Raw genomic sequence first — 23,565 nt, 5'->3', positions numbered from 1 at the left:
TCATACACAAAAGTCTAATGGATCACAAACGATTTTTTTTTACCATCTATGCAACAGCCTCTAATATCTGGTGCTATTACTTCAACAAATCATCAAAGGAACATGAAGATGTTTGTCTAGCTGTTGAACAGATTTTATCAACGGGAGAGATTGCGATAAACTCTGTTGTTGTTATGGAAGTTGCTCATTACCTGTTTAGACAAACACCTTTGTATGCAGAGGTTTTTCTGGATACATTTTTGTCATATCCATTCCACTTTTTTGAGTTAGATATAAAAACGGTTCATCATGCCATTCAAATATTACACCAATATTCATCATTTGGAATCGGAGGGAGAGATGCTACAATTATCGCATCGATGGAGGTTTTCCAGATTAAATACCTCATGACTAACGATAAGGCCTTTCAGCATGTCAAATCTATTGAGGTAATAAATCCTGTGCAAAACCGATGAGCCTTGATATGAATATCAAAACGAGACTCCCAAAAACACAACGGGATTATCGATAGCATAAATAATTGGATGTATCAATATGAGCGAAGAATTACTCCTTCAAAAAATTGAGAATCTGGAGACTTAAATTATTCAACTCAATGAAAAAATTGACAATTATTTAGGAATGGAAGATATTTCTACAGAAGAAAGAGAAGAGATACAAAAATTTAGGGGTGAAGTAGCTTCTGGTGAATATGTAACATTGAATGATCTATATGTCAGAATATCAGATCATTATTCACAAGAAAAATCAGAGATTAACCCTGTTTCTCTATCCACCACTGGAAAATCTCATTAATCCCCTCTTTCAGAGAGTATTTCGGTTTATACCCCAGTCCCTCTGATATCTTTGAAATATCTGCACACGAATGCCTGACCTCGCCTTCACGGGCACCCAAATATCGTATCCCTTCATTTTTTCCTGAAATATCCATAATTGTCCTGGCAAGTTGATTTATCGATACACTCAGGCCCGTACCAACATTGAAAACGCCAGAAACACTCTTTTCCATTGACAGAATTAAAGCCTGAACGACATCCAGAACATACACAAAATCCCGAGTCTGTTCTCCATCCCCAAATATAGTAAACTCATCATCCCGGGAGATGGCATCCATGAATTTGGATATCACCCCTGAATAGGGAGATGAAGGATCCTGCTTCGGACCATATACATTAAAAAAACGTAAACAAACCGATTGAACACCATATAACTCGGTATAAACGGCAGCGTATAATTCAGAAAGACATTTTCCAACTGCGTATGGCGAAAGAGGTACTGAAACGAATGTTTCTTCATGGGGCGGAAGATAGTCATTTCCATAGAGGGCTGCAGATGATGCAAGCACAATTTTTGGAACCCCGACCAGTCTGGCAGCCTCGAATACTTCAAAAAGACCATCAATATTCATCTGATGATTCAGCCGGGGATCATCAATTGAACGCTGGACTGACACCAGGGCAGCAAGATGGAAAATCCCGTCAACATCATTACAGAGTGAAATGAGCCGGGGACAATTTAAAATTGTATCCTCAATAAACTCAACATGTTCATCATCAAGAATGTCGGAGATATTACCCAAATTTCCAGAATCAAGTGAGTCAAGGATGATTACCTGGTCCCCCCTGGCAACCAGTGCATGACAGAGATGTGAACCGATAAAGCCTGCACCACCCGTGACAAGATAACGCTTATTCATGCTTGTACCAATACTACAATCCAGTATTAATTGTATCATTATTCAGATTTGAATACATGTAAGTCTGACAAGTAGTGTACCTCAGTGAAAATGCAAATTCTCTTGTAACGTAGTAGAGGTCATCCATTAAGTATATAAAACACTAAAGACATCTTATGAATTTCTCAATGATGCATGTTTCATACTCAAAGCATCTGAACTAATTGAAGAAGCATTTGAATGTGCAATAACTCACAAAATAACCGTATATGATGCATTATATCTTACTGCTGCAATGAAGGAGGAAAAAATTTTCATTACAGCAGATACTGCCTTGTATAAAGCAGCCCATGATGTACATGAAATCGTTTTACTCACAATATGAAACTTAAGGAGAAAACCAGGGTTTTTACACATCGCTCTGATAACTGTTTTTATCTCCTCTCCCTATACCCTCGTACACAAATCCTGCCTGGATGAGAACATCCGGATCAACAATATTCCTTCCATCAACCAATACAGGAAAAGGTCGCATTACCTTCTTTACCCAATTATAATCCAATGAATAATACATCCGGTGAGCGGTCATAAGCACAAGAACATCTGCATCCTCAAGCACCGGTTCAATATCAGATGACAAACTAATCCCGGGATATTCACGAACCCAAGGGTCATGAATCCTTGCAACTGCACCGTGCTCCACACACATCTTGTAGAATTGTTCTGTTGGAGTATTTCGTGCATCATCGGTATTTGGAAGAAATGAAAAACCCAGTATTGCAATCCTGGACCCGGATACCTTTTTACCAACACATTTCAGACCCTGACTGACCAGATGTAACATATGACAAGGCATGAAATCATTTACATGTCGTGCAAGAGTAAATAAAGACTCGTGATCCTTGGGAAAATCAAGTGTGGAGATACCTGCCAGTTCGATTCCCCGTTCAAGATGATAGGTATCCTTGGTAAGGCAATGACCCCCGACTCCTGCACCGGGCCAGAGAATAGCACGGGTAATACCATCACCTTTCAGAGAATCTATACCTGAACGAACATCATAAAAATTTACTCCCATTGCTTCACAATAAAGCGCCAGTTGGTTTGCGGCTGCAATCTGAAGATCCCGGAATGTATTTTCAGCAGTTTTTGTAACCTCTGCAGCAGTTGCAGACATGGGGATGATCTTCCCTTTTGTCAGGATCGGCTGATATAACTCTATTGCACGCTTGGTTGAAATCTCGTCAATCCCTCCTACCACCCGGTCATGCTCCTGGATATTCTGAATCAGCCTTCCAACCATCACCCGTTCCGGTGCATGTGCAAGAGCAAAATCCTGACCCGCAATCAGACCAGACTCTTCTAAAATCTCACGTGCTCTCCCAACTGTAGTGCCTGGTGTGATGGTAGACTCAAGTACAACCAGCATTCCGGGTATCAGGTTTTTTCCAGTCTGACGAATTCCATCTTCAAGAGCTGAAAGGTCAGGAATAAGATCCCGTGGGTCTTTAAAAGGAGTCTGGATTGCGATAGTAATGGCATCACATTCTGAAATTTTTGAAAAATCATCAGTGCACTCAAAAATTTTCTGGCTGACAACATCAGCAAGGAGATCATCAAGGCCTGGTTCTTCTCCTTTCAGAGGATTTGTCCCCTCGTTCAGCATCCGGATTTTATAACCGGAAGATGATGAATTTCTCTGAAATCCATAGACTTTCTCAATCCCAGGGACTTTTGCAAAGAGAACAGCGGATGGGATTCCTACATACCCCATTCCGATAACACCAATTTTCCGGATATGCCCTCTTTCACGTATTAGATCAGATAAATCAGTTGCCATAGGTTAACTCCCGGACAATACTTTCACATACTTCCAGGTTTTGCACCGCTTCAGCCGGTGAAATTAAAAATCCTCCGCCTTTCCTGACAGCAGAAAGAAATGCTAAAAGTTCATCACGAAGAGGTTCTTTTTTTGTTACCTGAACCTTTTCGACAATATTTTCCTGAACATATCGTTCATTTTCAACAGAATAAAGATCAGGTTTACGGTATATGTATACCTCCTGTGTCATGAAATCCCCTTCAATGGTCATATCCTCCTGTTCGATATGAATCATCCGGATTTTTTTCGATGCTTTCCGGCTTGCAGAAAGATATACAGGAGTTCTTCCACATTGACAAAGCGCCATGGCAACATCAACAGTCCCCCGTGCAAATACATCAATTGGATCATTAAACAGCGAGTGGAGGACGATATCAATATCGTGTATCATCAAATCTTCCACAACCGAACTGGCAGTGATTCTTGATGATGTCGGATTGTGGCGCTTGAATTCTACATACAAAGGATTGGAGATAATCCGGGAGATTTCCGGAACTATCGGATTAAACCGTTCAATATGACCCACTCCGAGAACCATATCTTCCGGAATTTTTCTGACCAGTTCATGACCCTCGGATGCGGTAAAGCATATTGGCTTTTCAATAAGTGTGTGGGTACCGGTTTTGATGATTTCGCAGGCAGTTTTGTAATGAAGCGGAGTCGGAACACATAAACTGACTGCATCTACCTTTTTTAAAAGATCAGGGATCGATAATGCGACTTCAGCCTCATGTTGTTCTGCAATCAATGCAGCCTGTTTCGGGTTTACATCATATATGTATAGTGAACTAACCGGCTTTAACTCAGAATAAACCCGGACATGGTTCCGGCCCATCATACCGGTCCCAATTACCCCTACATCCATTATTCACATTCATTAACTGCCTGACATATAGTTTCTCTTTGGTCAGGAGTCAGAGAAGGATATACCGGGAGACTCAGTATCTCTTTTGAGAGACGTTGAGAAACCGGACAGTCAGAACCGGATACCTTTCCTTTGTATACCGGTTGTTCATGTACCGGGACCGGATAATGTATCGCGGTCCCGATTCCTTTTTTATGCAGGTATTCAGCGAGTTCATCCCGGGAGATACCAGCATCCCTGGTTACCCGGATTGCATACTGATGATACACATGAGTTGAATCATGGCGCACATGAGGAGTGATTATTCCTTTTCTTTGGATATTGTTAGAGTAAAATTCGCCATTTTCCTGTCTTGAGAAGGTCAAACCAGCGAGCCTCTGGAGTTGCACCCTTCCAATTGCTGCAGCAACATCAGTAAGACGATAATTATACCCAAGGTCTGTGTGAAGGTATTTTTCTTTCTGCCCATGATTTACGAGCCTCCGAATCCGGTCAGATAATCCCAGATCATTCGTTACCACCATGCCACCTTCACCACAGGTCATGTTTTTTGTCGGATAAAATGAAAAACAACCACAGGTTCCAAAACTTCCAACACTCCGGCCCTGATATTTCGCACCATGTGCCTGTGCACAGTCCTCTATGAATATTAAGGAATGATCTTCGCAAATGTCAGTTAAGGCACCGATGTTACAGGGTTGCCCAAAAAGATGTACGCCGATTATCGCTTTTGTCTTTGAAGTTATCTGTTCCATGACCGATTCCGGGTCAATACAATAGGTAGTCTCCTCAATATCTGCCATGACCGGAGATGCACCACACATACTTACCGTCGTGGCCGTTGCAATAAAAGTGAAAGATGGTACAATGACTTCATCACCCGGACCAATATTCAGTGCCAGTTGAGCGGCATGAAGAGCTGTTGTTCCATTACTGGTTGCAACTCCGGATGATGTTTCTGAAAATTTTGAAAACTCTTCTTCAAAAGCAGATACTTCTTTTCCGCTTGCAAGCATACCGGAGAGGATAACTTTTGATGCAGCATCTGCTTCTTCCGGCCCGATTGAAGGCCTGGCAATAGGGATCATTTCATGGCTCCTTCAGGGAGAGGTTTTATTCTGGCCGGAGACCCAACTGCAAGTGAATGTGGGGGAACATCATGGGTTACAATGGAACCTGCTGCAACCAGTGAACCTTCCCCAATAATTACTCCGGGTAATAGGGTAGAATTTGCACCAATAGAGGCATTATCTTTAACTACCGGACCTTTGAGAGATTTTCCCCCATGGGGAGGATACTTATCATTGGTAAGGACTGCATTGGGACCGATGAATACATGATTTCCCAGTATCGTATTGGTTGGAATATAAACCATGCTCTGAAGATTTGCATGATCACCGATTGTGCAGTTTCCTTCGATGATTACTCCGGTACCAAGAGAGACGAAATTTCCTATTGTGGTATTTTCCCGGACCAGCACATTATGTCCGGTGGAGAAATTATTACCAATAACAACATCGGAATAGAGCACGGTTCCCGGCCTTAGTATTGCGTTATTACCAATAATGACCCCAGGATGATCTTTAGTCCCAAGATACTGTCGGGAAGGAAATCCTAACGTGACCGGTTCAAAGAGAAGAGCATCCGCCCCAATTTGGTTAATTCCATATTCGGTCATTTTCTTTTTTTTCAAGTGATTACAGTATCCAAATAGGATGTTAGAAAAAATAAATTATTCATAGCCTCATTTTTTCACAGGTTCATCAATTGAAATAATGTTCAGGAGATAATAGTAAATGGCAGAATAAACCATATTGTGCTATACATAAGTACGAACCAATCAATCACCCATTAAGCGCCCATACCAATATTACAAAAGAAATATCGAGTACAATTAGATAATTACGAAAAGATATATTTGTAATATTGATCATTGCAAAAAATATCACACATATATATTTTATTCAATTAATTAATGAAAACTTCACAGATCATATAAGGTTTCTCCGAGAATCAAACCGGAGCATTTTTACGTGGAAATTCAGACATATCATCAGTCCCGTAAAGGGGACGTGTACGAGTGATTTCAGTTTAACAGTGACCAATAACCTCCAGTATTCAGTGAAAAAATCGTACAGGTTTTAAGAAACATCAGAGGAATATTATGGCAAAATTTTCCGACACAATCGATCTTTATGACGATCAGGGTAAACTGCTGAAAAGCGGCGTTGCCTTAGATAAGATCAGTCCATTGACAAACCCCGGCATCAAGAAAATGATCAGCCTTACCAAGAGAACTGTTGCAGTCAACCTTGGTGGTGCAGAAGCATTTCTGAAGACCGGAAAAGCTGGAAAGAACCAGATCCCCGGACGTGAACTCAACCTTGACCTTGTTGCAAATGCAGGTGCAATCAAGGAAAAGATGTTCAAGATGCTCCAGGTTACCGAGGGTGACGACACCGAGATCAAGGAATTCGGCGGCGGCAAACTTCTGCTCTGTACAGTGCCAACTGCACGTATCGATGCAGCAGCAACCTACGATGCAGCAATGACCGCTGTATCTGCAGCAGCAACCTACTCAGTCATTGACCAGTTCAATGTCGGCATGTTTGACGGTTCAACCGTAAAGGCTGCATTCTGGGGAACTTACCCACAGACAATGGACCCATCAGGCTCTGCCTGTGCTTCTATTCTGTCTATCCCACAGAACAACGAAGGTCTTGGATACGCACTCCGTAACATTCAGGCAAACCACTGCGTTATGATCACCAACAAGAACGCAATGCAGGGCGCAGCACTCTCAGCATCCTTTGAACAGGCAGGAGAGTTTGAAATGGGAGCCGCAATCGGCCCATTCGAACGTGCACAGCTCCTTCTCTACGCCTACCAGGGTCTGAACGCAAACAACCTGGTATACGACCTTGTAAAGAAGAACGGCGCAAGCGGAACCATCGGTACCGTTGTCCAGTCCCTTGTTGAGAGAGCAATTGAAGACAAGGTTATCATCCCAGGCAAGAAGGGACCATCCGGATACACCTTCTACGAAACCAAGGACCCAATGCTCTGGAATGCATACACTGCAGCTGGAACACTGGCAGCAACCATGGTAAACTGTGGTGCAGGCCGTTTCGCACAGGCTGTTTCCTCAACCCTGCTTTACTTCAACGACCTCATTGAGCACGAGACCGGACTTCCGGGTTGTGACTATGGTCGTGTAATGGGTGTAGCAGTCGGATTCTCATTCTTCAGCCACTCTATCTATGGTGGCGGTGGTCCGGGTATCTTCAACGGTAACCACGTCGTTACCCGTCACGCAGCCGGTGTTGGTCTCCCATGTATCGTCGCCGCCTGTGCTCTTGATGCAGGTACCCAGATGTTCACCCCGGAGAGCACCTCAAAGGTCTACCAGGATACCTTTGGTAAGATCCCCGAGTTTGCCCAGCCGATTCAGCACATCGCTCAGGGAGCATAATCCCCAAGGTTTCGTACAATGGCTGATGCTGAATTCCCGCAATGCAGGATCGTCACCGAGCGCCTCTTAAAACCTGAAACTGTTGAGAAAATCCTCAATAAACTGGCGGTCATACCAGGGATCCGTAGAATCGTCATTAACGGCCCGAGTATACCCCAGAAAGTCCCCTATGGCCCCGCAAGGGGTCTGGATAACCCCCACTCAGGAAAGGCAACTATCCGGGTTGGGGAAACGGATGTGGACCTCAAGGTGCAGGTTGGAACATTCCTTCTCGAACTGGAAACAAGGGATATCGTTTCGCAAGTCGAAGAGGCCTGTAAGGAAGTCTTCACGAATTTTTCATTTTCAATCAAGGAAGGAAAATTCATGAGATCAACACCGACGCAGGTTGACTATGCGAAGTACGGCCCAAATGCAAACGAAATCATGTTAGGTCTTGTTGATCCCAAAAATAAAACCGGACCGACACTTCTTCAGGGTAACAGATAATGCCAATTGGACGGGTAACACAAATTGTCGACTGCCGCGAAAGTGCGGGTATGGGAAAAGGAGGGGCCCTTGCCCAAAGGGGGACTATCTCCGAATGCCGATATCCTGACGTCATCATCGTAGGGATGTCCCCCGGTCGCCGGCATGTTACAAAACCAGTCTGTGATATCACGTCCGCCCTTCGGGCACAGGGGGTTGAATATAGTATCAGCACCATGATTCTCAACGCAGGCTCCGGGATTCCCCCTGATGCCCCTAAGAGTGCCGGTCATGTGCTGGGAGCATATTTCGGCCTGAACGAGAAGGAAATTACCCAGATAAACCGTCATAAAGTGGCGGTACTGCACCATGGAAATGTCAGATCACATATCGTCCATAAAGTCCGGTCTATCTTAAAAGACTGTGACATACCGGTGGTTGTGGTCTGTCAGGCTCCCGTCGATTACGAGGATTTTGCAAAGGAAGGGGTGAAAACGGCGTTTGTGATGCCAACTGAAGAGAATGTCCGGACAAAAGGGACAGTAATGGCGATTGTCAGTGGTATTACGAGAGGTCAGACCCCGTCTCGTGAGAAGATCAGCGAAGTCATTCACGAAGTCATGATACTTATGAAAACTTCAGATTTGGAGAGATAAAGATATGGCATATACTCCACAGTATGGTCCGGGCCAGTCTGTTGTCGCCGAAAACCGGCGCAAGCAGATGAACCCAAATGTAAAGCTCGAAAAAATGCGTAACGTCACCGATGAAGATATTGTTCTCATCCTTGGACACCGTGCTCCAGGTCAGGCATACCCGACCGCACACCCGCCACTCGCAGAACAGGGCGAGCCGGACTGTCCAATCAGAAAGATTGTCACCCCAACCGATGGTGCAAAGGCTGGAGACCGTGTCCGGTACATCCAGTTCGCAGATTCTGTCTATAATGCACCTTCCCAGCCATACCAGAGAACCTATACCGAAGCATACCGCTACCGTGGTATCGACCCGGGAACTCTGTCCGGCCGTCAGATCGTCGAATGCCGTGAGCGTGACCTTGAAAAAATCTCTGCAGACCTGATTAACACCAACCTCTTTGATCCGGCAACAATCGGTATCCGTGGTGCAACAGTGCATGGACACTCACTCCGTCTTGCAGAAGATGGTATGATGTTCGATATGCTTCAGCGGTGTGTCCTTGAAGGCGGCACAGTCAAGTACGTAAAGGACCAGATTGGAACTCCACTCGACAAGAAGGTCGATGTTGGTAAGCCAATGGACGCTGCCTGGCTCAAGGCAAACACTACCATGTTCCACTCACTCGTTGGTACCTCTTATCGGAGCGACGCCGAGTACATTGAATATATCAAGCGTATCCACTCCCTGAGAACAAAATACGGTTTCATGCCGGTGGAGTAAGGAGGTACTAAATATGGCAAAAATAGAGAGAGCACAGAAACTTTTCCTCAAAGCACTGAAGACCAAATTCGAGGGAGACGTAGCAGACACGAAGACTGAGTTTTACAACTTTGGTGGTCTGAACCAGTCTGCAAGAAAGAAAGAGTTCATGGAGGCATCCAAGAAGGTAGAACTTCGCCGTGGAATCTCCATGTACGACCCGAACCGGTGCCACCTTGGTGGTCTGCCAATGGGTCAGCGTCAGCTCATGACCTACGAAGTATCCGGAACCGGAACCTTTGTAGAGGGTGACGACCTGCACTTTGTCAACAACCCGGCAATGCAGCAGATGTGGGATGATATTCGTCGTACCATCATCGTCAACATGGACCTTGCACACAGCACTCTTCAGAAGCGTCTTGGCAAGGAAATCACCCCTGAAACCATCAACGAATACCTGCACATCTTAAACCACGCAATGCCCGGTGGTGCAGTCGTTCAGGAACACATGGTTGAGACCCACCCAAGTGTTGTCGATGACTGTTACTGTAAGGTATTTACCGGAGATTCAGAACTCGCAGACCAGATTGAGAAGCAGTTTGTTCTTGATGTCAACAAGCTCTTCCCGGCAAAGCAGGCAGAAGCACTCAACGCAGCTGTCGGCAAGTCACTCTGGCAGGCAATCCACATCCCGACCATCGTCTCCCGTACCTGTGATGGTGGAACTACCTCCCGGTGGTCTGCCATGCAGATCGGTATGTCCTTCATTACTGCATACCGCATGTGTGCCGGAGAAGCAGCAGTCGCTGACCTGTCCTTTGCAGCAAAGCACGCTGGTGTTATCCAGATGGGTAGCCACCTCCCGGCCCGTCGTGCACGTGGTCCAAATGAACCCGGTGGTATCATGTTCGGACACTTCTCTGACATGATCCAGGCAAACCGGAAGTATCCAAACGACCCGGCACGGGCATCCCTTGAGGTCGTCGGTGCAGGTTGTATGCTCTTTGACCAGATCTGGCTCGGTTCCTACATGTCTGGTGGTGTCGGATTTACCCAGTATGCAACCGCAGCATACACCGACAACATCCTCGATGAGTACACCTACTACGGTATGGACTACATCAAGGACAAGTACAAAGTCGACTGGAAGGCATGTAACCCAGCAGACAAGGTCAAACCAACTCAGGAAGTCGTCAACGACATTGCCGGAGAGGTCACCCTTAACGCAATGGAACAGTACGAACAGTTCCCAACCCTTATGGAAGACCACTTCGGAGGTTCCCAGCGTGCAGGAGTTATCGCAGCAGCATCCGGTCTCTCAACCGCAATTGCAACTGCAAACTCCAACGCCGGTCTGAATGGATGGTACCTTTCAATGCTCATGCACAAGGAAGGCTGGTCACGTCTCGGATTCTTCGGATACGACCTGCAGGACCAGTGTGGTTCAACCAACTCACTCTCTGTCAGACCTGACGAGGGATGTATTGGTGAATACCGTGGTCCAAACTACCCGAACTACGCAATGAACGTGGGACACCAGGGAGAATACGCAGCTATCGTCGGTTCTTCACACTACACCAGAAACGATGGTTTCTGTCTGTCCCCAATGATCAAGATCACCTTCGCAGACCCATCCCTGCCATTCGACTTTGCCGAGCCACGGAAGGAGTTCGCAAAGGGTGCAATCCGCGAGTTCGTCGCCTGTGGAGAAAGAACTCTCCTCATGCCAGCCCGTTAACCGGGACAAACTCCTTTTTTCTAATTTTTTCTACCGGTAACCAGTATTCGCTTTTTTTAATTTGATGAGAATTTCAATTCGTACCGGGATTCCAAGTTTAAGTATGATGAATTTTTTCGAAAATGCACTCAAGGGGATTTAATATAACGCCCCAATTAAAAAATTAACCAATAATCTGAGTTTTGATTAGATTCATTCGTGTTCCATCTATTCTTATATATATCTCTGACAGTATTTTGTGGGAGAAACTATTTATTTCACATATGAGATCAATTACTCATGTCAAAACATATCTCTGTTCTATTAACCCTGATAATTATTGGGACGATCTTCAGTACTTTTGGATCTGCTGATACAGACAAAGTCTATTATTCAGGCCAGGCTTATGATCCGGAAATCATCCCATCCGGAATGATACCCTATGATGACAATGGCTGGACTCAGGGATCACTATTTACTACCCCGATCTGGTTGCTTAAACAAATTGATCCAAACATTATGAGCACCGTTCTTGATCAGGGAGTAATCCAGGATCCTATGATAATTCCGGAAGGTTATCAAAGACCAACCTTTATGTTCCAGAATCCGACAAAACTGATATATGTATCCCCGTTCAATTCGAAAAACCCATCCGGACCGTTTCTGTCTCCAGAACCAACAAGTGATGCCACTTCAAAATATTCCCCATTTTCAACTGCTTAGGGCAGAAAGATGAAACGGATCATACATCCACATTTTTACCATGGATTTCCTGAATATAGCATCATACAATTTATGGAGATAGTTTAATAAAAATTTTTGAAAATATTACGATTGATAATTACTCAAGAATCTCGCTGAAAGACAAATGCAGGAAAAATCGAGACCTAAAATTACATGAAGGAAACTATTTATTTCACATATGAGATCAATTATTCATGTCAATTATTTTTCACACCCTGGTACTTCTGATGATTTTGATAGTCCTATCACTCACTCTTTGCACTGCCGGAGCAGAAAAAGTGTACTACTCCGGATTAGCATTTGATTCAGAAATTGTTCCATCCGGAATGATACCATACGAAGCAGGATGGTCAGAGGGGGCTCTATTCAGCTCACCAACATGGATATTATCACAGATTGACCAAAACCTGACAAGTTCCGTTCTTGATAGAGGAATCACTCCGGTTCCAACTCCAACAGATGCGGGAACTGCTGATGACTATATTTCAGCAGGTTTTGCTGCTCTTGATGCAGGAAATTACCGGAGTGCTTACAGTGCATTCAAACAAGCAACAATACGAGAACCTTCATCAGCGGATGCATGGTACGGACTTGGACTTTCTCTTGAAAACCAGAAACGATTATTATCCGCATTGGATGCGTATGCAACAGCAATCACTCATTCAGACAACTCTGCAGATGAGTGGACCTTTTATGCTGGAAAAGGAAGAGTGTGCTTTGCATTAAACCGGATCGAAGAAGCGAAAAAGGCTCTTGAAACTGCAATCACCCGGTATGAAAACACCGGGATCTCTTATCCAGATGAATTTCAAGAGATTAGCAGATTATTGCAGGAAATAAATGAGAAGTCAAGCCCAGCGTACATAAAATAATACAAGCAAATGTCCGACAAAAAATTACTTAATCGTGACAAAGCACAGAAAATAGGATAAATATGAGCAAACCAAAAAAAATCGGGATTATCATATGTGACCGGTACCGGACATGTGCCGGAGGTAAATGCCTGAGATCACTGCATAACCGGGAAGGTGCATTTGAGCGATATAAGGGAATGGATATTGAACTTGTCGGGTTTACTACCTGCAATGGATGTCCGGGTGGCAACATTGAATATGCCCCTGCAGAGATGAAGAAAAACGGTGTAGATATTATCCACCTAGCGACCGGGATGGTAGTCGGATATCCACCATGCCCAAGAATTGCATATTTTTCAAAGTTTATCACAGAAAAATTCGGAATTGAGGTGGTTGTCGGCACGCATCCGATTCCCACGAGTTATTATGATACACACAAAAGCCTTGGAACATGGGATTCCAACGCATGGAAAGAGTTAATCGCCGAAACCCTGACAGACGAAAAAACCAGGCAGGCATACAACTAACCTCTTCTTTTTTTTCCTTTTTTTGAAAATTTAAGCGGATAAATCATGAGTTGAGAAATGAAGGAACACATCATCACCTGAATTAGGGAGATGGATGCGAGATACCTTTATGTATTTTTACTCATATGAGTAATAATGGTACGATGTATCGTACCAGGAGAATAACAATGCCAGGATTTGATGGAACCGGACCTCAAGGACGAGGTCCCATGACAGGAAGAGGATTTGGAAACTGCCGCCCGGCATACCAACAAGCCCGGGTACCAGCTACCCCTTCCGGAGAAAACCAGAACGTAATGACAAATGAAAATGCTCCGGTATACCAATCACCAGCACAAGGACAGGCCCCGGTATACGGACTTGGTCGTGGGGGAATACCCTGTGGCGGGGGAAGAGGATTTGGTAATGGAGGTCGTGGCGGACGAAGAGGCCGATGTTTCTGGTAACACGAACCAGAAAATCTTCTAAAACTCTCCTATGACCTATTTCAATACCAGCCAGAAAGATTAACAACCGGAAAAACTAATGCCATACCTGGTTTTACCAATAAAAACCAGTTTCCACTATGATTCACCATATATTCGGACCGGTCATCTCAAGAAGACTTGGACGATCTCTTGGGATTGATCTGATCCCTTTTAAAACGTGCTCATATAATTGCGTGTACTGCGAATGCGGGGCTACAACAGACCTTACATCACAAAGACGAGAATTTTTTCCTACTGACAAAATCATTGAGCAACTGGATAATACCCTCGCATCTTCTCCAAAACTTGATTATATCACGTTTGCAGGTTCGGGTGAACCCACCCTTTCCCTTTCACTCGGTCCGGTGCTAGCTCATCTGAAAGAGAACTATCCTTCATACAAAATAGCGATTCTCACAAATGGAAGTCTTTGCACGAATCCGGAGGTAAGACAGGAACTACTGCCTGCAGACCTTATTAGCCCTACGATGACATCGCCATCACAGGAGATATTCGAAAAGATACACCGTCCGACACCGGGCCTATCTATTAAAGGCATCATTCAGGGCATGGTATCGCTACGGAATGAGTATTCCGGACAGATATGGCTGGAGGTATTTCTTATTCCTACAATTAACACTTCAATTGAGGATCTTGAAAACCTTCGGGAAACGATATATCTCATCAGACCAGACCGGATCCAACTCAATTACCTGGACCGTCCGGGGACTGAATCATGGGTAAACCCTCCTGGACACTCAATGTTAAAAGAGATTCAGAAATACTTTTCTGAAGGTGGCATCCCTGTTGACATCATCGGTCTGGACTATCAGATACCGCTCCTTTCACCGGATGATAACAGCATTGCCCTGATTGATGAAACACTCCGGCGCAGACCCTGTACTGCGGAAGACATCGCACTCATGACTGGCCTTACCGCACCGGAGGTCAGAAAAAAACTGGCCGTCATGGTTCAGGAAGGTATTGTTCAGGCAAAAAGTGGCGAGCGGGGAATATTTTACTGGATAAATACGGGTGTCTGAAAATTTGTGGAGAATACCCACAAATTCCTTTTTTTACATTCCAATAAGAATAAACCGCATCATCCCCCCTACGAAAAAGGCTGCACATACCATCACAAAGACTGATTTTACAAGTCCGGAAAACCCGAGCTCCCGGTAAAGAACAGCAAATGCTCCGGCACAGGGGAAATACATGGTGAGAGTGGTCACTGCCACAACAAGCTGACCAGGAGTCATGTTGAGCGGGAGTAACATACCAATTGCCAGATCTTTTCGTAAAAATCCGGTAAGAAGGGCCGCAGAAGCTTCCTTTGGAAGACCAAGCCACCCTACAATAAGCGGTGACAGCAGATCCCCGAACCATGACAAAAACCCGGTGGCATACAGGATATTCACCAGTAAAACTCCGAGGAAGAGATAAGGCACTGCCTCTGCAATAAATGCAACAAGACGCATCCATGTCTTTTTCAGCACCATATTCAGGCGGGGCTTGCGATATGGCGGTATTTCCAGGAATATTTCCGGACATTCTCCCTGTAATATCCTGCTGAGTATTGCTCCGATGGTAACATAAACCAGAGCCAGCACAACAATCACCATCAGAATATACAGTGCACCATACTGTCCGAGTGTCCCGAAAATCATCGCAGTTTTTGCCATACAGGGGACAGATATGGCAATCAGGGTAGCTGCAATAAACCGTTGCTTTCTGGTCTCTAATACCCGTGTAGCAAGAATACCCGGAACATTACATCCAAGACCCAAAAAAACCGGCACTATTCCATACCCATGCATCCCGACCCGGTGAAAGAACGTATCGGTCAGAGTGGCAAGACGGGGAAGATAACCCGAGTCTTCAAGTAAAGCTGCCAAAATGTAAAAAACAATGACATACGGTAGTACAATCCCAAACGGAACAAAAAGTCCGGTAGTGAGTATACCCATAGACTGTTCAAAGTCTATCTGGCCATCTATTAATTCTCCAATCAGAACCTGCTGAACAAAACCAGGACCAAGCCATTCAGAAAACTGGGTGATAAACGGAAGGTAATATGCAAAGATGGGATCGCTTACATAGGTAATGATACTCTCTCCGGCAAAAATTACCGCCCAGAGTGAAACCAGTATTACAAAGAAGGCGATTGGGATTCCGGTAACCGGCTTTATCGTGACATCAGAGATCAAGTCACGGAGGGTATGATGCCGATGGGTAATCGTCTGGACTTCTGAGGTGATATGCCCAATCCGTACCCATTTCTCATCTTCGGTCCAGGACTCATGAGGGGGAAGAGGCACTGATTTATACAAATACGATGCCAGATCGGCTATCCCTTCCCCGGTCACTGCAACGGTTGGTATGACCGGAACGCCAAGTAATTCTTCAAGACGCCTGACATCTATTTCTACTCCGGTGTGTTTGGCTTCATCCCAGAGATTTAATACAACAAGGAGGGGAATGCCACGGGATATCAGATCAAGAGTGAGGATGAGATTTCGCTCAAGGTTCGTTGCATCAACGACGTTAACCACGAGGTCTGCCTCATTTAGGATCCTCGACGATACTTCTTCTGCAGGATTAGAAGGGTTTAAGGAATACGTTCCGGGCGCATCAATAATGAAAACCCGTTCCTTGTCAAGGCAGGTAGTCCCTTGGGAATAATCAACCGTGGTTCCGGGAAAGTTGGATGTTATCACATGAGTCCCGGTCAGACGGGAAAACACAACACTCTTCCCGACATTGGGATTTCCCATCAGTACTATCTTTTTCAATCAGCCAACTCCACCATAATTCTGCTGGCAAGACCTCTTCCAAGACTTATCATCTTGCCATCAATCCGGACGACAACCGGACCCCTGAACGGATGACGGGTAACAACAAAAATATCTTTACTCTCCCGTATACCTATTGAACGTAACTGGTTTTGTACCCCGCATCCACCCCGGATTTCAGTAATGGTTCCATTTTTTCCTTCCTGAAGTTCAATAACCGCCACGATCATGGATATCAGATTCCAAAACTACTGTATGAATTTCGATATACCTAATATTTTTCATTTGCTCTAATGATCCAACCAGATAAAAAAAAGGTTTTTATAAAAAAATCAGGGCGAATAATCAGAATAAACATAAAACCAGGGAAAGGCCGGATAATTGACCAGTCAAGGGAATTTTTACGAGATTTCGTTAGTTTTCCCTGGGAGGGCATGCCATATCAGGCATGCCCTTTTAAAGAAAAAGATGATTTACAATCAATAGGAATGACGATCAGGTCTTATTAATGTCCGGAGCAGTCATGCTCATGTTGAGTACAGATGCTTCCGGTGGATTTCAGTTTCCCGGCTACATAATCCTGTGCAGCCAGATCTACCGGACCACTTACTCCAATAATAACCTCAATATTGTTATCATTAAAGAGTTGTACTGCCCGGGCGCCCATTCCTCCGGCAATGATAAGATTTATCCCATGTTCTGCCAGAAAAACCGGAAGCCGCCCTGGTTCATGACCTGGACTTTGCAGGGTTTCTGAATATTCTATCACAGAATCTGTAGCATTATAAACTGCATATCCTTCACAGTGTCCAAAATGTGCTGACACATTCTTTCCATCACACGCTATTGCAATCTTCATGAATAGTAACCTGAATGAATTAATTCCCTCTTCTGCCCATTCTTCTTCTGTTTCCAAAAGGAAGTCCACCCTGGCCAAGGCCATATTTCGGCCTTTGATCTCCGGATTTATCCCCCTCTGGAGATACAGATTCAGATGAACCTGGCAGATTGGTAATATTGTCTTGAAAAGTCCACCGGCCCCGTCTGGAAAATTTCCTCTCTCCCAGCCACCTTGGGCCGGTGCCATCCATATCAGGTATCGTTGTCACCTCCTGGTGCACAGCACCATTATTACTCATATGCGTTAAAATATAAATAAGTTTGTAAATTTATGAAGAATTATCTTCACTATCATCAGAAGTTTCCGGAGGGAATTGATGGGCATCCCGTGGACAAAAATCAAAATTTTTCGGGCATTCATAGCCTCCGCGGCGTAAGCAGCCAATGACCTCAATAACCTTACCATGAACCAGAGCATCAGCCACCTTGCGCCTGGCATCATGCAGATCTTTCCAGACGGTTCTTCGTGAAACTCCAAGAAATGCCGCTGCTTCTTCCTGCTCCAATCCTTCCAGGTCAATAAGCCGCAATACTTCAATCTCCTCCGGGAGCAGTTGAACGCTTTCCTCCGTTGGTGGAAACTGGCATCGTGGCCCATAACACCGAAGTGTCCCTAAATCCGAAACCCTTCTTTGTATTCTGGGTCTTCCTCTTCTCCGTTGTGGCCCGGGACCATCTTCCACCGGCATCATATTTTCTCTAATTCACCATTCAGGTTCTTTGCTATCTCATGTATTGCTTCCGATGCAGGGCCTTCAGTCCTGATGACCGGGGTTCCATTCCGGGTTGCATTGAGGACGGCAATATCATAGGGTATCTTTCCAAGCACCCGGATGTTCATCTCATCAGCCATTTTGATTATCTCCTGATAAATATCCAGGTTTACATCATAACGATTCACAACCAGGAACATTTTGACCTTAAATGAACGGCAAAGGGTGATGAGTCTTGAGAGATCCGATTGGGCTGATTTAGAAGGTTCGGTAACAAGAACCACTGCCTGAATTCCTGTAATTGTTGAAATTAAGGGGCATCCGATACCGGGAGGCCCATCAATCAGAGTCAGAGAAGCGTCCGGATGCAACTTTCCTGCTTCCTGCCTGAGCCGATGAACCAGTAAACCCGAATTTCCTGCCCCTGGTGTCAGCGATCCATACAATAAAGGTCCGGCAGAGGATTTAGCATAATGAATCATGCCAGTAATACGAGACTGCATACTGACCGCATCTTCAGGACAGACCAACGTGCATGTCCCACACCCCTCACACCGGTATGGAACAACCTCATACTGATCACCGGTTTTCCGGATAGCCCCATAGACACAGGCTTCCTCGCATATTCCGCAACCGGAGCAGAGACTGGTATCAATAACTGCCCCGTCCATACCCCTGAACTCATCAGAATGAACATCCTTTGGATTAAGGAGGAGAGAGAGGTTAGCAGCATCAACATCTGCATCGATGAGAACTTTATCCTGGGGAAGAAGACAGGCAAATGAAGCAGTAAGGATTGTTTTTCCTGTACCGCCCTTTCCGCTTATGACAGCAACCTGGATCATACTTCACCCCGTGCTTTTGCGAGGATTTTCTCTCCAAGTTCGGAGAAGCGTAAAGACCATTCCGGATCTTCCCGGGAGATTAGAACACCTGCATTCTGCTTTTTTAAAAGAGTAAAATCCAGGGGAATTTTCATAAGAATCGGAAGAGAATGCTCACAACAGTATTCCTCAATAATACCATCATTCCCGTCGCTCCGGTTAATAACTACCGCAACCGGGACTTTTAGAACATCCAGCACGTCAACCGCAACGGACAGATCATGGAGACCAAAAGGAGTCGGTTCTGTAACCAGCACACAAAGGAGAGCATCGTCTACCGTCTCAATGAAGGGACATGCAGTCCCTGGTGGAGCATCAATGATGACTATCGGGTCATCTTTGACCGTTTCCCTGACTGCTCCAATAACCGCTGTTGTTCTGACGTCACCCTCTTTCAGCCTTCCGGTGACGAGTGTCAGTGAATCGGTGAGATGACAGGTGTTGATCTCTCCCACAAGAGCGGGAACTTTTTCCAGTGCTTCAGCCGGACAAACACGGAAACATCCTCCACAGGAGTGGCATAACTGGGGAAAAAACAATACCTTGTCTTTTAGAACTGTCAGTGCCCCGAATCTGCAGAACTCCCCGCATGCCCCGCAATGGAGACACTGATCTTCCAGCACATCGGGGATAGTAACATGGACTTCTTTTATTTCAGGAGAACAGGGAAAAAAAATCCCAAGGTTTGGTTCTTCTACATCACAGTCAGCCAGGGTAATTTTCTGTTTTTGAGATAAAACATATCCTAAATTTGAAGATACGGTTGTCTTTCCCGTGCCCCCTTTCCCACTGGCTATTACTATCTGCATTAAAAACTCCGTTGATTATATGACCTTATGAAGAATTTTCAGAATTCTTCTTCCATGCTGAATATGCAGCTTCAACGGTAACATCAGGATTTTGCATAACTACGGTAATACTGGATGCCTTGAGAGCTCCATCAGCATTTCCACCAAGACGGGGTGCAATAAGAACCTGCACATTATTTTTTGCCAGAAACTGTACTGCCATCGGTCCAACGCCACCTGACCCACCTGCATGTGGATTTGCCTCCACCCGTGAACTTCCACTTTCGGTATCAAAAAATGCAAAATATGGTGCACGTCCAAATCGATCATCCATCTGAGAGTCTACAGTAGGACCACTTGAGGGTATACTTACTATCATACCAGATAATTATTGCACATATGAGCAATAAATGTTCTCAGAAAAAAAGAAACTGAATAATATTATTCAATCTTCGAGATGAGTCTGTCGATAATTCCATTAATTGCATGAAGAGCCGGGCTGTCCGAATTTTTCCCAACAAATGCCCATCCTTCATCCCCGGACTGCCGGATACTGAGATCCACCGGAATATTCCCGAGGTATGGGACGCCCATTTCAACGGCGATTTTTTCTCCGCCACCTTTACCAAAGATATCCACCTCTGTTTTACAAGAGGGACAGATATACCCGCTCATGTTTTCTATGACACCCAGGACATCCATCTCAAGATCCCTGCTAAAGGTAATTGCCTTTGATGAGTCAAGAGTTGAAACAGACTGTGGAGTCGTTACAATTACCGTTCCGGCAATGTTTGGCGCAGTCTGAGCAATCGTCAGAGCCTCGTCACCGGTTCCCGGAGGGAGATCAACTATCAGATAATCAAGCGGTTCCCAGGTAGTATCTTCCAGAAACTGACGGATGGCATTGGATTTCATGGGCCCTCTCCAGATTACCGGAGAGTTCCGGTGAGGAAGAAGAAAAGCCATGGATATTACCTGAAGGTTTTCAGTTACCTTTACCGGAATGATTTTATTATTTTCAGAGAGTAATTGATGGTTTTCAAGTCCAAGCATCTTCGGAACATTTGGCCCGTGAATATCAAGGTCAAGAAGCCCGACCTGCTTTCCTTTCATTGACAGGGCATATGCAAGGTTTACAGCTACCGTTGATTTGCCCACACCGCCTTTTCCTGAAAGAACAATGATTACATGTTTTACGTCAATATCAGCTCGCTTTGGTAGATTCTTATTTGTTTCAGCAGTCATGATAATTCCAAAAATGAAAAAAATGTGGGTTACTCTGAAGTTACAACAACCGATATATCAGCATCAATGAGCAGATCAAAATGCATCTTTGAGAGCCAACCAGCTTTTTCAAACATCTGCATAAAGCATACCCCGACGGTCGCTGCTCCTTTCCATTTTTCTAATACCCCTGCCATATCATCAGCAGTAACCGGCATATTCGGCATAGCAAGGCCACCCATGATGACGACAACAGCCGGGTTTTTCGGAGGACATGGGGAATCGGCCTGAAATCCCACATCTGCTTTCATAACCAGTTTATGAGCCTTTTCTTCTGCTTTATAGGGAACAAAGATACAGGTACAGGGAAGAGATCTGATGGAAAAACAGAGTAATTCAATAAAAGGAGTGCAGGTACCCGGCACACCATAAAATACAATCTCAGATCCCTCACTCAGTGATTTTTTTTCAATATATTCCTTGAAGGGCCGCAGGATGCCTGGAACCCCGGATAATGTTGTTTGTCCCATACTAAAACCTCATAAAGCATCTCTGACCTATAACCCAGGTGCAGATATGGTAAGTATATAGTATGGCGAAGTGACTCTAATATATTTCTGAGCTTATGAGAAATAATTGTCAAAACAATCAGAAGGAAATAAATCATTCTGATGAATATTTATCCGCGATAATCCAACGATCTATATAGAACATGAATAACCGGATGACAAAGGTGATGGTCGGTGCTCCCGGCCTTTATACATATGGAGCAATGCGAATCGGAGGAGTTATTCGTGACGCAGGATTTCACCCGACTATCACCCGTGACATCACAAAACTCTCCGGAGACAAGGTTTTTCTCAGTTTATACAGCACCTTACATCTTTTAGATTCGGCTTTGAAAGATACAGTTCAAAAGATCAAACAGGAAGGAGGAACGGTAATTGTCGGAGGTCCGGTCTCATCCGGTCCTGAGATGATTATGGGAGAACTCAGTCCGGACCTGATTGTTTGCGGTGAGGGGGAAGAGGCTGTCTCCTGTATCATGAGCGGGCAGGAGATCAGCGAATGCCCGAACTGTGCATATGTTGAAGATGAAAAACTGATTGTTACCAGGCAGCAGCGATCTGAAGAATTTGTCTGTCCGCTTCCTTTGATTCCGGATGATATCGGCAGTCAGGACATCAGGGGTGCCCAGACCTATATCGAAACTCACCGGGGCTGTTTCGGACGGTGCGGATTCTGCCAGGTTCCCCGGGTGTTTGGGAGAAGAATCAGGAGCAGGGAACTTGATGAAATATTACGGGAAGTAAAAGCGTTTCACAAGAAAGGTGTCAAGAGAATTGCTCTCATCGGGGGCACGGGATCCCTCTACCGATCAAAAGACGGAGAGGTAAATTCTTCTGCATTTATCGGCCTTCTTGAGGGGATATCATCCATAATGGGGCCAAAAAATGTTTCATGTCCGGATATCAGGGCGGATTGCATTACCGATGAAGTTCTGGAAGCGGTCCATGCAAACACTATCGGATGGATTTTTTTTGGTGTCGAATCCGGAAGTGAGAATATTCTCAAGGCCATGCAGAAAGGAATCCCTCTTGATACCGTCAGGGATGCTGTTGAACGGTGCAGACAATTTGGAGTAAGACCGGCTGGGAGTTTTATTACCGGATATCCGGGCGAAAGCGAAGAGGATTTCATCGCGACAAAGGATCTTATGGAGGAACTTAGCCTTGATGATGTCTTCATTTCAATCGCCGAACCGATACCAAAAACACCTCTGGCAGATGTAGTCTGTGGCATGAATCCTGAAGATGATCTGGTTAGTACTCCCCATTCCGGAGAGTATGCTGCACTGCACCTGACCGAGGCAGAAGCAAGAGCCTTTGATCTGATGCTTCATGCAGACATGTGCAGACCAGTCCCCCGGATGACACAGGATGCCCAGTATAAGGTATATCTGGAGGAAACGAGAAAACAGGGAACCGATATCCGGAATGTAACAAAACTTATCCGTCAGTATTATTCCGGGGGATAACCGATTTTCCGATTTTAATCGACGATAGACGAACCTCACGCGCACAATCATCGATTCACGCGTTTTTTTCACCCGAACCCTATATATACTCCATTGCCACGCATACGAGAAGAAATACTTTCTCCCTCTATCGGCTCAGATTCTGTTGATCTGGAAA

The 23,565-nt window shown here is 44.9% G+C and carries 27 protein-coding genes; 12 read left to right on the top strand and 15 right to left on the bottom strand.

Annotated elements, in window-relative coordinates:
- The coding region (locus DLD82_RS10500; protein ID WP_181391370.1) for a type II toxin-antitoxin system VapC family toxin at positions 1-455 on the top strand (455 nt) is incomplete at its 5' end.
- A 299-nt stretch (positions 456-754) separates the two neighbouring features.
- On the opposite strand, the gene DLD82_RS10495 is transcribed toward DLD82_RS10500, so the two are convergent.
- From DLD82_RS10495 to DLD82_RS10475, 5 genes are all read right to left on the bottom strand, one after another.
- Positions 755-1,696 (bottom strand): GDP-mannose 4,6-dehydratase, encoded by a 942-nt coding sequence (locus DLD82_RS10495; protein WP_181391369.1) that lies wholly within the window; start codon positions 1,694-1,696, stop codon positions 755-757.
- A 388-nt stretch (positions 1,697-2,084) separates the two neighbouring features.
- Positions 2,085-3,515, bottom strand: coding sequence for a nucleotide sugar dehydrogenase (locus tag DLD82_RS10490; protein WP_109941057.1), 1,431 nt, complete (start codon positions 3,513-3,515; stop codon positions 2,085-2,087).
- The gene (locus DLD82_RS10485) at positions 3,505-4,422 is read right to left on the bottom strand and encodes a Gfo/Idh/MocA family protein (protein WP_109941056.1); all 918 of its coding nucleotides are present in this window, start codon (positions 4,420-4,422) and stop codon (positions 3,505-3,507) included. Before DLD82_RS10485 ends, DLD82_RS10490 begins: the two co-directional genes overlap by 11 nt.
- The gene (locus tag DLD82_RS10480) at positions 4,422-5,510 is read right to left on the bottom strand and encodes a DegT/DnrJ/EryC1/StrS family aminotransferase (protein WP_109941055.1); all 1,089 of its coding nucleotides are present in this window, start codon (positions 5,508-5,510) and stop codon (positions 4,422-4,424) included. The genes DLD82_RS10485 and DLD82_RS10480 overlap by 1 nt, the downstream gene beginning before the upstream one ends.
- Positions 5,507-6,100 (bottom strand): acyltransferase, encoded by a 594-nt coding sequence (locus DLD82_RS10475; RefSeq protein ID WP_109941054.1) that lies wholly within the window; start codon positions 6,098-6,100, stop codon positions 5,507-5,509. Before DLD82_RS10475 ends, DLD82_RS10480 begins: the two co-directional genes overlap by 4 nt.
- A 486-nt stretch (positions 6,101-6,586) precedes the next feature.
- Between DLD82_RS10475 and mcrB the strand changes: the two genes are divergently transcribed.
- The 10 genes from mcrB to DLD82_RS10425 all read left to right on the top strand — a co-directional run bounded on the left by mcrB (position 6,587) and on the right by DLD82_RS10425 (position 15,112).
- The gene (mcrB, locus tag DLD82_RS10470; protein ID WP_109941053.1) at positions 6,587-7,894 is read left to right on the top strand and encodes a coenzyme-B sulfoethylthiotransferase subunit beta; all 1,308 of its coding nucleotides are present in this window, start codon (positions 6,587-6,589) and stop codon (positions 7,892-7,894) included.
- Between the two features lie 18 nt (positions 7,895-7,912).
- On the top strand, positions 7,913-8,383 hold the full coding sequence (mcrD, locus tag DLD82_RS10465) for a methyl-coenzyme M reductase operon protein D (protein ID WP_109941052.1): 471 nt from the start codon (positions 7,913-7,915) through the stop codon (positions 8,381-8,383).
- Positions 8,383-9,018 (top strand): methyl-coenzyme M reductase I operon protein C, encoded by a 636-nt coding sequence (gene mcrC / locus DLD82_RS10460; protein ID WP_109941051.1) that lies wholly within the window; start codon positions 8,383-8,385, stop codon positions 9,016-9,018. The genes mcrD and mcrC overlap by 1 nt, the downstream gene beginning before the upstream one ends.
- 4 nt (positions 9,019-9,022) lie before the next feature.
- Complete coding sequence (mcrG, locus tag DLD82_RS10455; protein WP_109941050.1) at positions 9,023-9,781, top strand: coenzyme-B sulfoethylthiotransferase subunit gamma; 759 nt, start codon at positions 9,023-9,025, stop codon at positions 9,779-9,781.
- Between the two features lie 13 nt (positions 9,782-9,794).
- Positions 9,795-11,498 (top strand): coenzyme-B sulfoethylthiotransferase subunit alpha, encoded by a 1,704-nt coding sequence (gene mcrA / locus DLD82_RS10450; protein ID WP_109941049.1) that lies wholly within the window; start codon positions 9,795-9,797, stop codon positions 11,496-11,498.
- Positions 11,499-11,777: 279 nt separating this feature from the next.
- Complete coding sequence (locus tag DLD82_RS10445; RefSeq protein ID WP_109941048.1) at positions 11,778-12,200, top strand: hypothetical protein; 423 nt, start codon at positions 11,778-11,780, stop codon at positions 12,198-12,200.
- A gap of 215 nt (positions 12,201-12,415) precedes the next feature.
- The gene (locus DLD82_RS10440) at positions 12,416-13,093 is read left to right on the top strand and encodes a tetratricopeptide repeat protein (protein ID WP_109941047.1); all 678 of its coding nucleotides are present in this window, start codon (positions 12,416-12,418) and stop codon (positions 13,091-13,093) included.
- Positions 13,094-13,155: 62 nt separating this feature from the next.
- On the top strand, positions 13,156-13,602 hold the full coding sequence (locus tag DLD82_RS10435; protein ID WP_109941046.1) for a CGGC domain-containing protein: 447 nt from the start codon (positions 13,156-13,158) through the stop codon (positions 13,600-13,602).
- A 167-nt stretch (positions 13,603-13,769) separates the two neighbouring features.
- The gene (locus tag DLD82_RS10430) at positions 13,770-14,048 is read left to right on the top strand and encodes a DUF5320 domain-containing protein (protein ID WP_109941045.1); all 279 of its coding nucleotides are present in this window, start codon (positions 13,770-13,772) and stop codon (positions 14,046-14,048) included.
- A 119-nt stretch (positions 14,049-14,167) separates the two neighbouring features.
- Positions 14,168-15,112, top strand: coding sequence for a radical SAM protein (locus DLD82_RS10425; protein ID WP_109941044.1), 945 nt, complete (start codon positions 14,168-14,170; stop codon positions 15,110-15,112).
- Positions 15,113-15,145: 33 nt separating this feature from the next.
- Here the strand turns inward: DLD82_RS10425 and DLD82_RS10420 are convergent, their stop codons facing one another.
- The 10 genes from DLD82_RS10420 to DLD82_RS10375 all read right to left on the bottom strand — a co-directional run bounded on the left by DLD82_RS10420 (position 15,146) and on the right by DLD82_RS10375 (position 21,900).
- The gene (locus tag DLD82_RS10420) at positions 15,146-16,861 is read right to left on the bottom strand and encodes a ferrous iron transporter B (protein ID WP_109941043.1); all 1,716 of its coding nucleotides are present in this window, start codon (positions 16,859-16,861) and stop codon (positions 15,146-15,148) included.
- Positions 16,858-17,091: a FeoA family protein gene (locus DLD82_RS10415; protein ID WP_109941042.1), complete on the bottom strand. Its 234-nt coding sequence runs from the start codon at positions 17,089-17,091 to the stop codon at positions 16,858-16,860. Before DLD82_RS10415 ends, DLD82_RS10420 begins: the two co-directional genes overlap by 4 nt.
- A gap of 275 nt (positions 17,092-17,366) precedes the next feature.
- Positions 17,367-17,777: a NifB/NifX family molybdenum-iron cluster-binding protein gene (locus tag DLD82_RS10405; protein WP_245920417.1), complete on the bottom strand. Its 411-nt coding sequence runs from the start codon at positions 17,775-17,777 to the stop codon at positions 17,367-17,369.
- Positions 17,740-18,000, bottom strand: a complete 261-nt coding sequence (locus DLD82_RS18580) for a hypothetical protein (RefSeq protein WP_181391368.1) — start codon at positions 17,998-18,000, stop codon at positions 17,740-17,742. Before DLD82_RS18580 ends, DLD82_RS10405 begins: the two co-directional genes overlap by 38 nt.
- A gap of 30 nt (positions 18,001-18,030) precedes the next feature.
- A complete protein-coding gene (locus tag DLD82_RS10400) occupies positions 18,031-18,453 on the bottom strand; it encodes a DUF134 domain-containing protein (protein ID WP_181391367.1) in 423 nt (140 codons plus the stop codon).
- On the bottom strand, positions 18,450-19,319 hold the full coding sequence (locus DLD82_RS10395; RefSeq protein ID WP_109941039.1) for an ATP-binding protein: 870 nt from the start codon (positions 19,317-19,319) through the stop codon (positions 18,450-18,452). The genes DLD82_RS10400 and DLD82_RS10395 overlap by 4 nt, the downstream gene beginning before the upstream one ends.
- Positions 19,316-20,167, bottom strand: a complete 852-nt coding sequence (locus tag DLD82_RS10390; protein WP_109941038.1) for a P-loop NTPase — start codon at positions 20,165-20,167, stop codon at positions 19,316-19,318. Before DLD82_RS10390 ends, DLD82_RS10395 begins: the two co-directional genes overlap by 4 nt.
- 25 nt (positions 20,168-20,192) lie before the next feature.
- Entirely contained in the window at positions 20,193-20,525 is a 333-nt protein-coding gene (locus DLD82_RS10385) for a NifB/NifX family molybdenum-iron cluster-binding protein (protein ID WP_109941037.1), read from the bottom strand.
- A 62-nt stretch (positions 20,526-20,587) separates the two neighbouring features.
- A complete protein-coding gene (locus DLD82_RS10380) occupies positions 20,588-21,391 on the bottom strand; it encodes an Mrp/NBP35 family ATP-binding protein (protein WP_109941036.1) in 804 nt (267 codons plus the stop codon).
- 29 nt (positions 21,392-21,420) lie between these two features.
- Positions 21,421-21,900 (bottom strand): DUF2124 domain-containing protein, encoded by a 480-nt coding sequence (locus DLD82_RS10375; RefSeq protein WP_109941035.1) that lies wholly within the window; start codon positions 21,898-21,900, stop codon positions 21,421-21,423.
- Positions 21,901-22,094: 194 nt separating this feature from the next.
- Here DLD82_RS10375 and DLD82_RS10370 point away from each other — a divergent pair, with 194 nt between their 5' ends.
- Positions 22,095-23,408: a methyl-coenzyme M reductase glutamine C-methyltransferase gene (locus tag DLD82_RS10370; protein WP_245920416.1), complete on the top strand. Its 1,314-nt coding sequence runs from the start codon at positions 22,095-22,097 to the stop codon at positions 23,406-23,408.
- Positions 23,409-23,565 lie beyond the last annotated feature (157 nt).

Origin of the sequence: Methanospirillum stamsii (assembly GCF_003173335.1) — an archaeon.
In the GTDB taxonomy this organism is placed as follows: Archaea; Halobacteriota; Methanomicrobia; order Methanomicrobiales; family Methanospirillaceae; genus Methanospirillum; species Methanospirillum stamsii.
The sequence above is the reverse complement of the archived record's forward strand: the minus strand, read 5'-3'. Positions and strand labels throughout refer to the sequence as shown.

Excerpts from the sequence above, each read along its gene's own strand:
- DLD82_RS10495 (WP_181391369.1), bottom strand. The coding sequence starts at position 1,696 with ATGAATAAGCGTTATCTTGTCACGGGTGGTGCAGGCTTTATCGGTTCA.
- DLD82_RS10380 (WP_109941036.1), bottom strand. The coding sequence starts at position 21,391 with ATGACTGCTGAAACAAATAAGAATCTACCAAAGCGAGCTGATATTGAC.
- DLD82_RS10445 (WP_109941048.1), top strand. The coding sequence starts at position 11,778 with ATGTCAAAACATATCTCTGTTCTATTAACCCTGATAATTATTGGGACG.
- DLD82_RS10475 (WP_109941054.1), bottom strand. The coding sequence starts at position 6,100 with ATGACCGAATATGGAATTAACCAAATTGGGGCGGATGCTCTTCTCTTT.
- mcrD (WP_109941052.1), top strand. The coding sequence starts at position 7,913 with ATGGCTGATGCTGAATTCCCGCAATGCAGGATCGTCACCGAGCGCCTC.
- mcrC (WP_109941051.1), top strand. The coding sequence starts at position 8,383 with ATGCCAATTGGACGGGTAACACAAATTGTCGACTGCCGCGAAAGTGCG.
- DLD82_RS10435 (WP_109941046.1), top strand. The coding sequence starts at position 13,156 with ATGAGCAAACCAAAAAAAATCGGGATTATCATATGTGACCGGTACCGG.
- DLD82_RS10490 (WP_109941057.1), bottom strand. The coding sequence starts at position 3,515 with ATGGCAACTGATTTATCTGATCTAATACGTGAAAGAGGGCATATCCGG.
- DLD82_RS10440 (WP_109941047.1), top strand. The coding sequence starts at position 12,416 with ATGTCAATTATTTTTCACACCCTGGTACTTCTGATGATTTTGATAGTC.
- mcrA (WP_109941049.1), top strand. The coding sequence starts at position 9,795 with ATGGCAAAAATAGAGAGAGCACAGAAACTTTTCCTCAAAGCACTGAAG.
- mcrG (WP_109941050.1), top strand. The coding sequence starts at position 9,023 with ATGGCATATACTCCACAGTATGGTCCGGGCCAGTCTGTTGTCGCCGAA.
- DLD82_RS10415 (WP_109941042.1), bottom strand. The coding sequence starts at position 17,091 with ATGATCGTGGCGGTTATTGAACTTCAGGAAGGAAAAAATGGAACCATT.
- DLD82_RS10485 (WP_109941056.1), bottom strand. The coding sequence starts at position 4,422 with ATGGATGTAGGGGTAATTGGGACCGGTATGATGGGCCGGAACCATGTC.
- DLD82_RS10370 (WP_245920416.1), top strand. The coding sequence starts at position 22,095 with ATGACAAAGGTGATGGTCGGTGCTCCCGGCCTTTATACATATGGAGCA.
- DLD82_RS10390 (WP_109941038.1), bottom strand. The coding sequence starts at position 20,167 with ATGCAGATAGTAATAGCCAGTGGGAAAGGGGGCACGGGAAAGACAACC.
- DLD82_RS18580 (WP_181391368.1), bottom strand. The coding sequence starts at position 18,000 with ATGAGTAATAATGGTGCTGTGCACCAGGAGGTGACAACGATACCTGAT.
- DLD82_RS10480 (WP_109941055.1), bottom strand. The coding sequence starts at position 5,510 with ATGATCCCTATTGCCAGGCCTTCAATCGGGCCGGAAGAAGCAGATGCT.
- DLD82_RS10425 (WP_109941044.1), top strand. The coding sequence starts at position 14,168 with ATGATTCACCATATATTCGGACCGGTCATCTCAAGAAGACTTGGACGA.
- mcrB (WP_109941053.1), top strand. The coding sequence starts at position 6,587 with ATGGCAAAATTTTCCGACACAATCGATCTTTATGACGATCAGGGTAAA.
- DLD82_RS10375 (WP_109941035.1), bottom strand. The coding sequence starts at position 21,900 with ATGGGACAAACAACATTATCCGGGGTTCCAGGCATCCTGCGGCCCTTC.
- DLD82_RS10395 (WP_109941039.1), bottom strand. The coding sequence starts at position 19,319 with ATGATCCAGGTTGCTGTCATAAGCGGAAAGGGCGGTACAGGAAAAACA.
- DLD82_RS10430 (WP_109941045.1), top strand. The coding sequence starts at position 13,770 with ATGCCAGGATTTGATGGAACCGGACCTCAAGGACGAGGTCCCATGACA.
- DLD82_RS10385 (WP_109941037.1), bottom strand. The coding sequence starts at position 20,525 with ATGATAGTAAGTATACCCTCAAGTGGTCCTACTGTAGACTCTCAGATG.
- DLD82_RS10400 (WP_181391367.1), bottom strand. The coding sequence starts at position 18,453 with ATGATGCCGGTGGAAGATGGTCCCGGGCCACAACGGAGAAGAGGAAGA.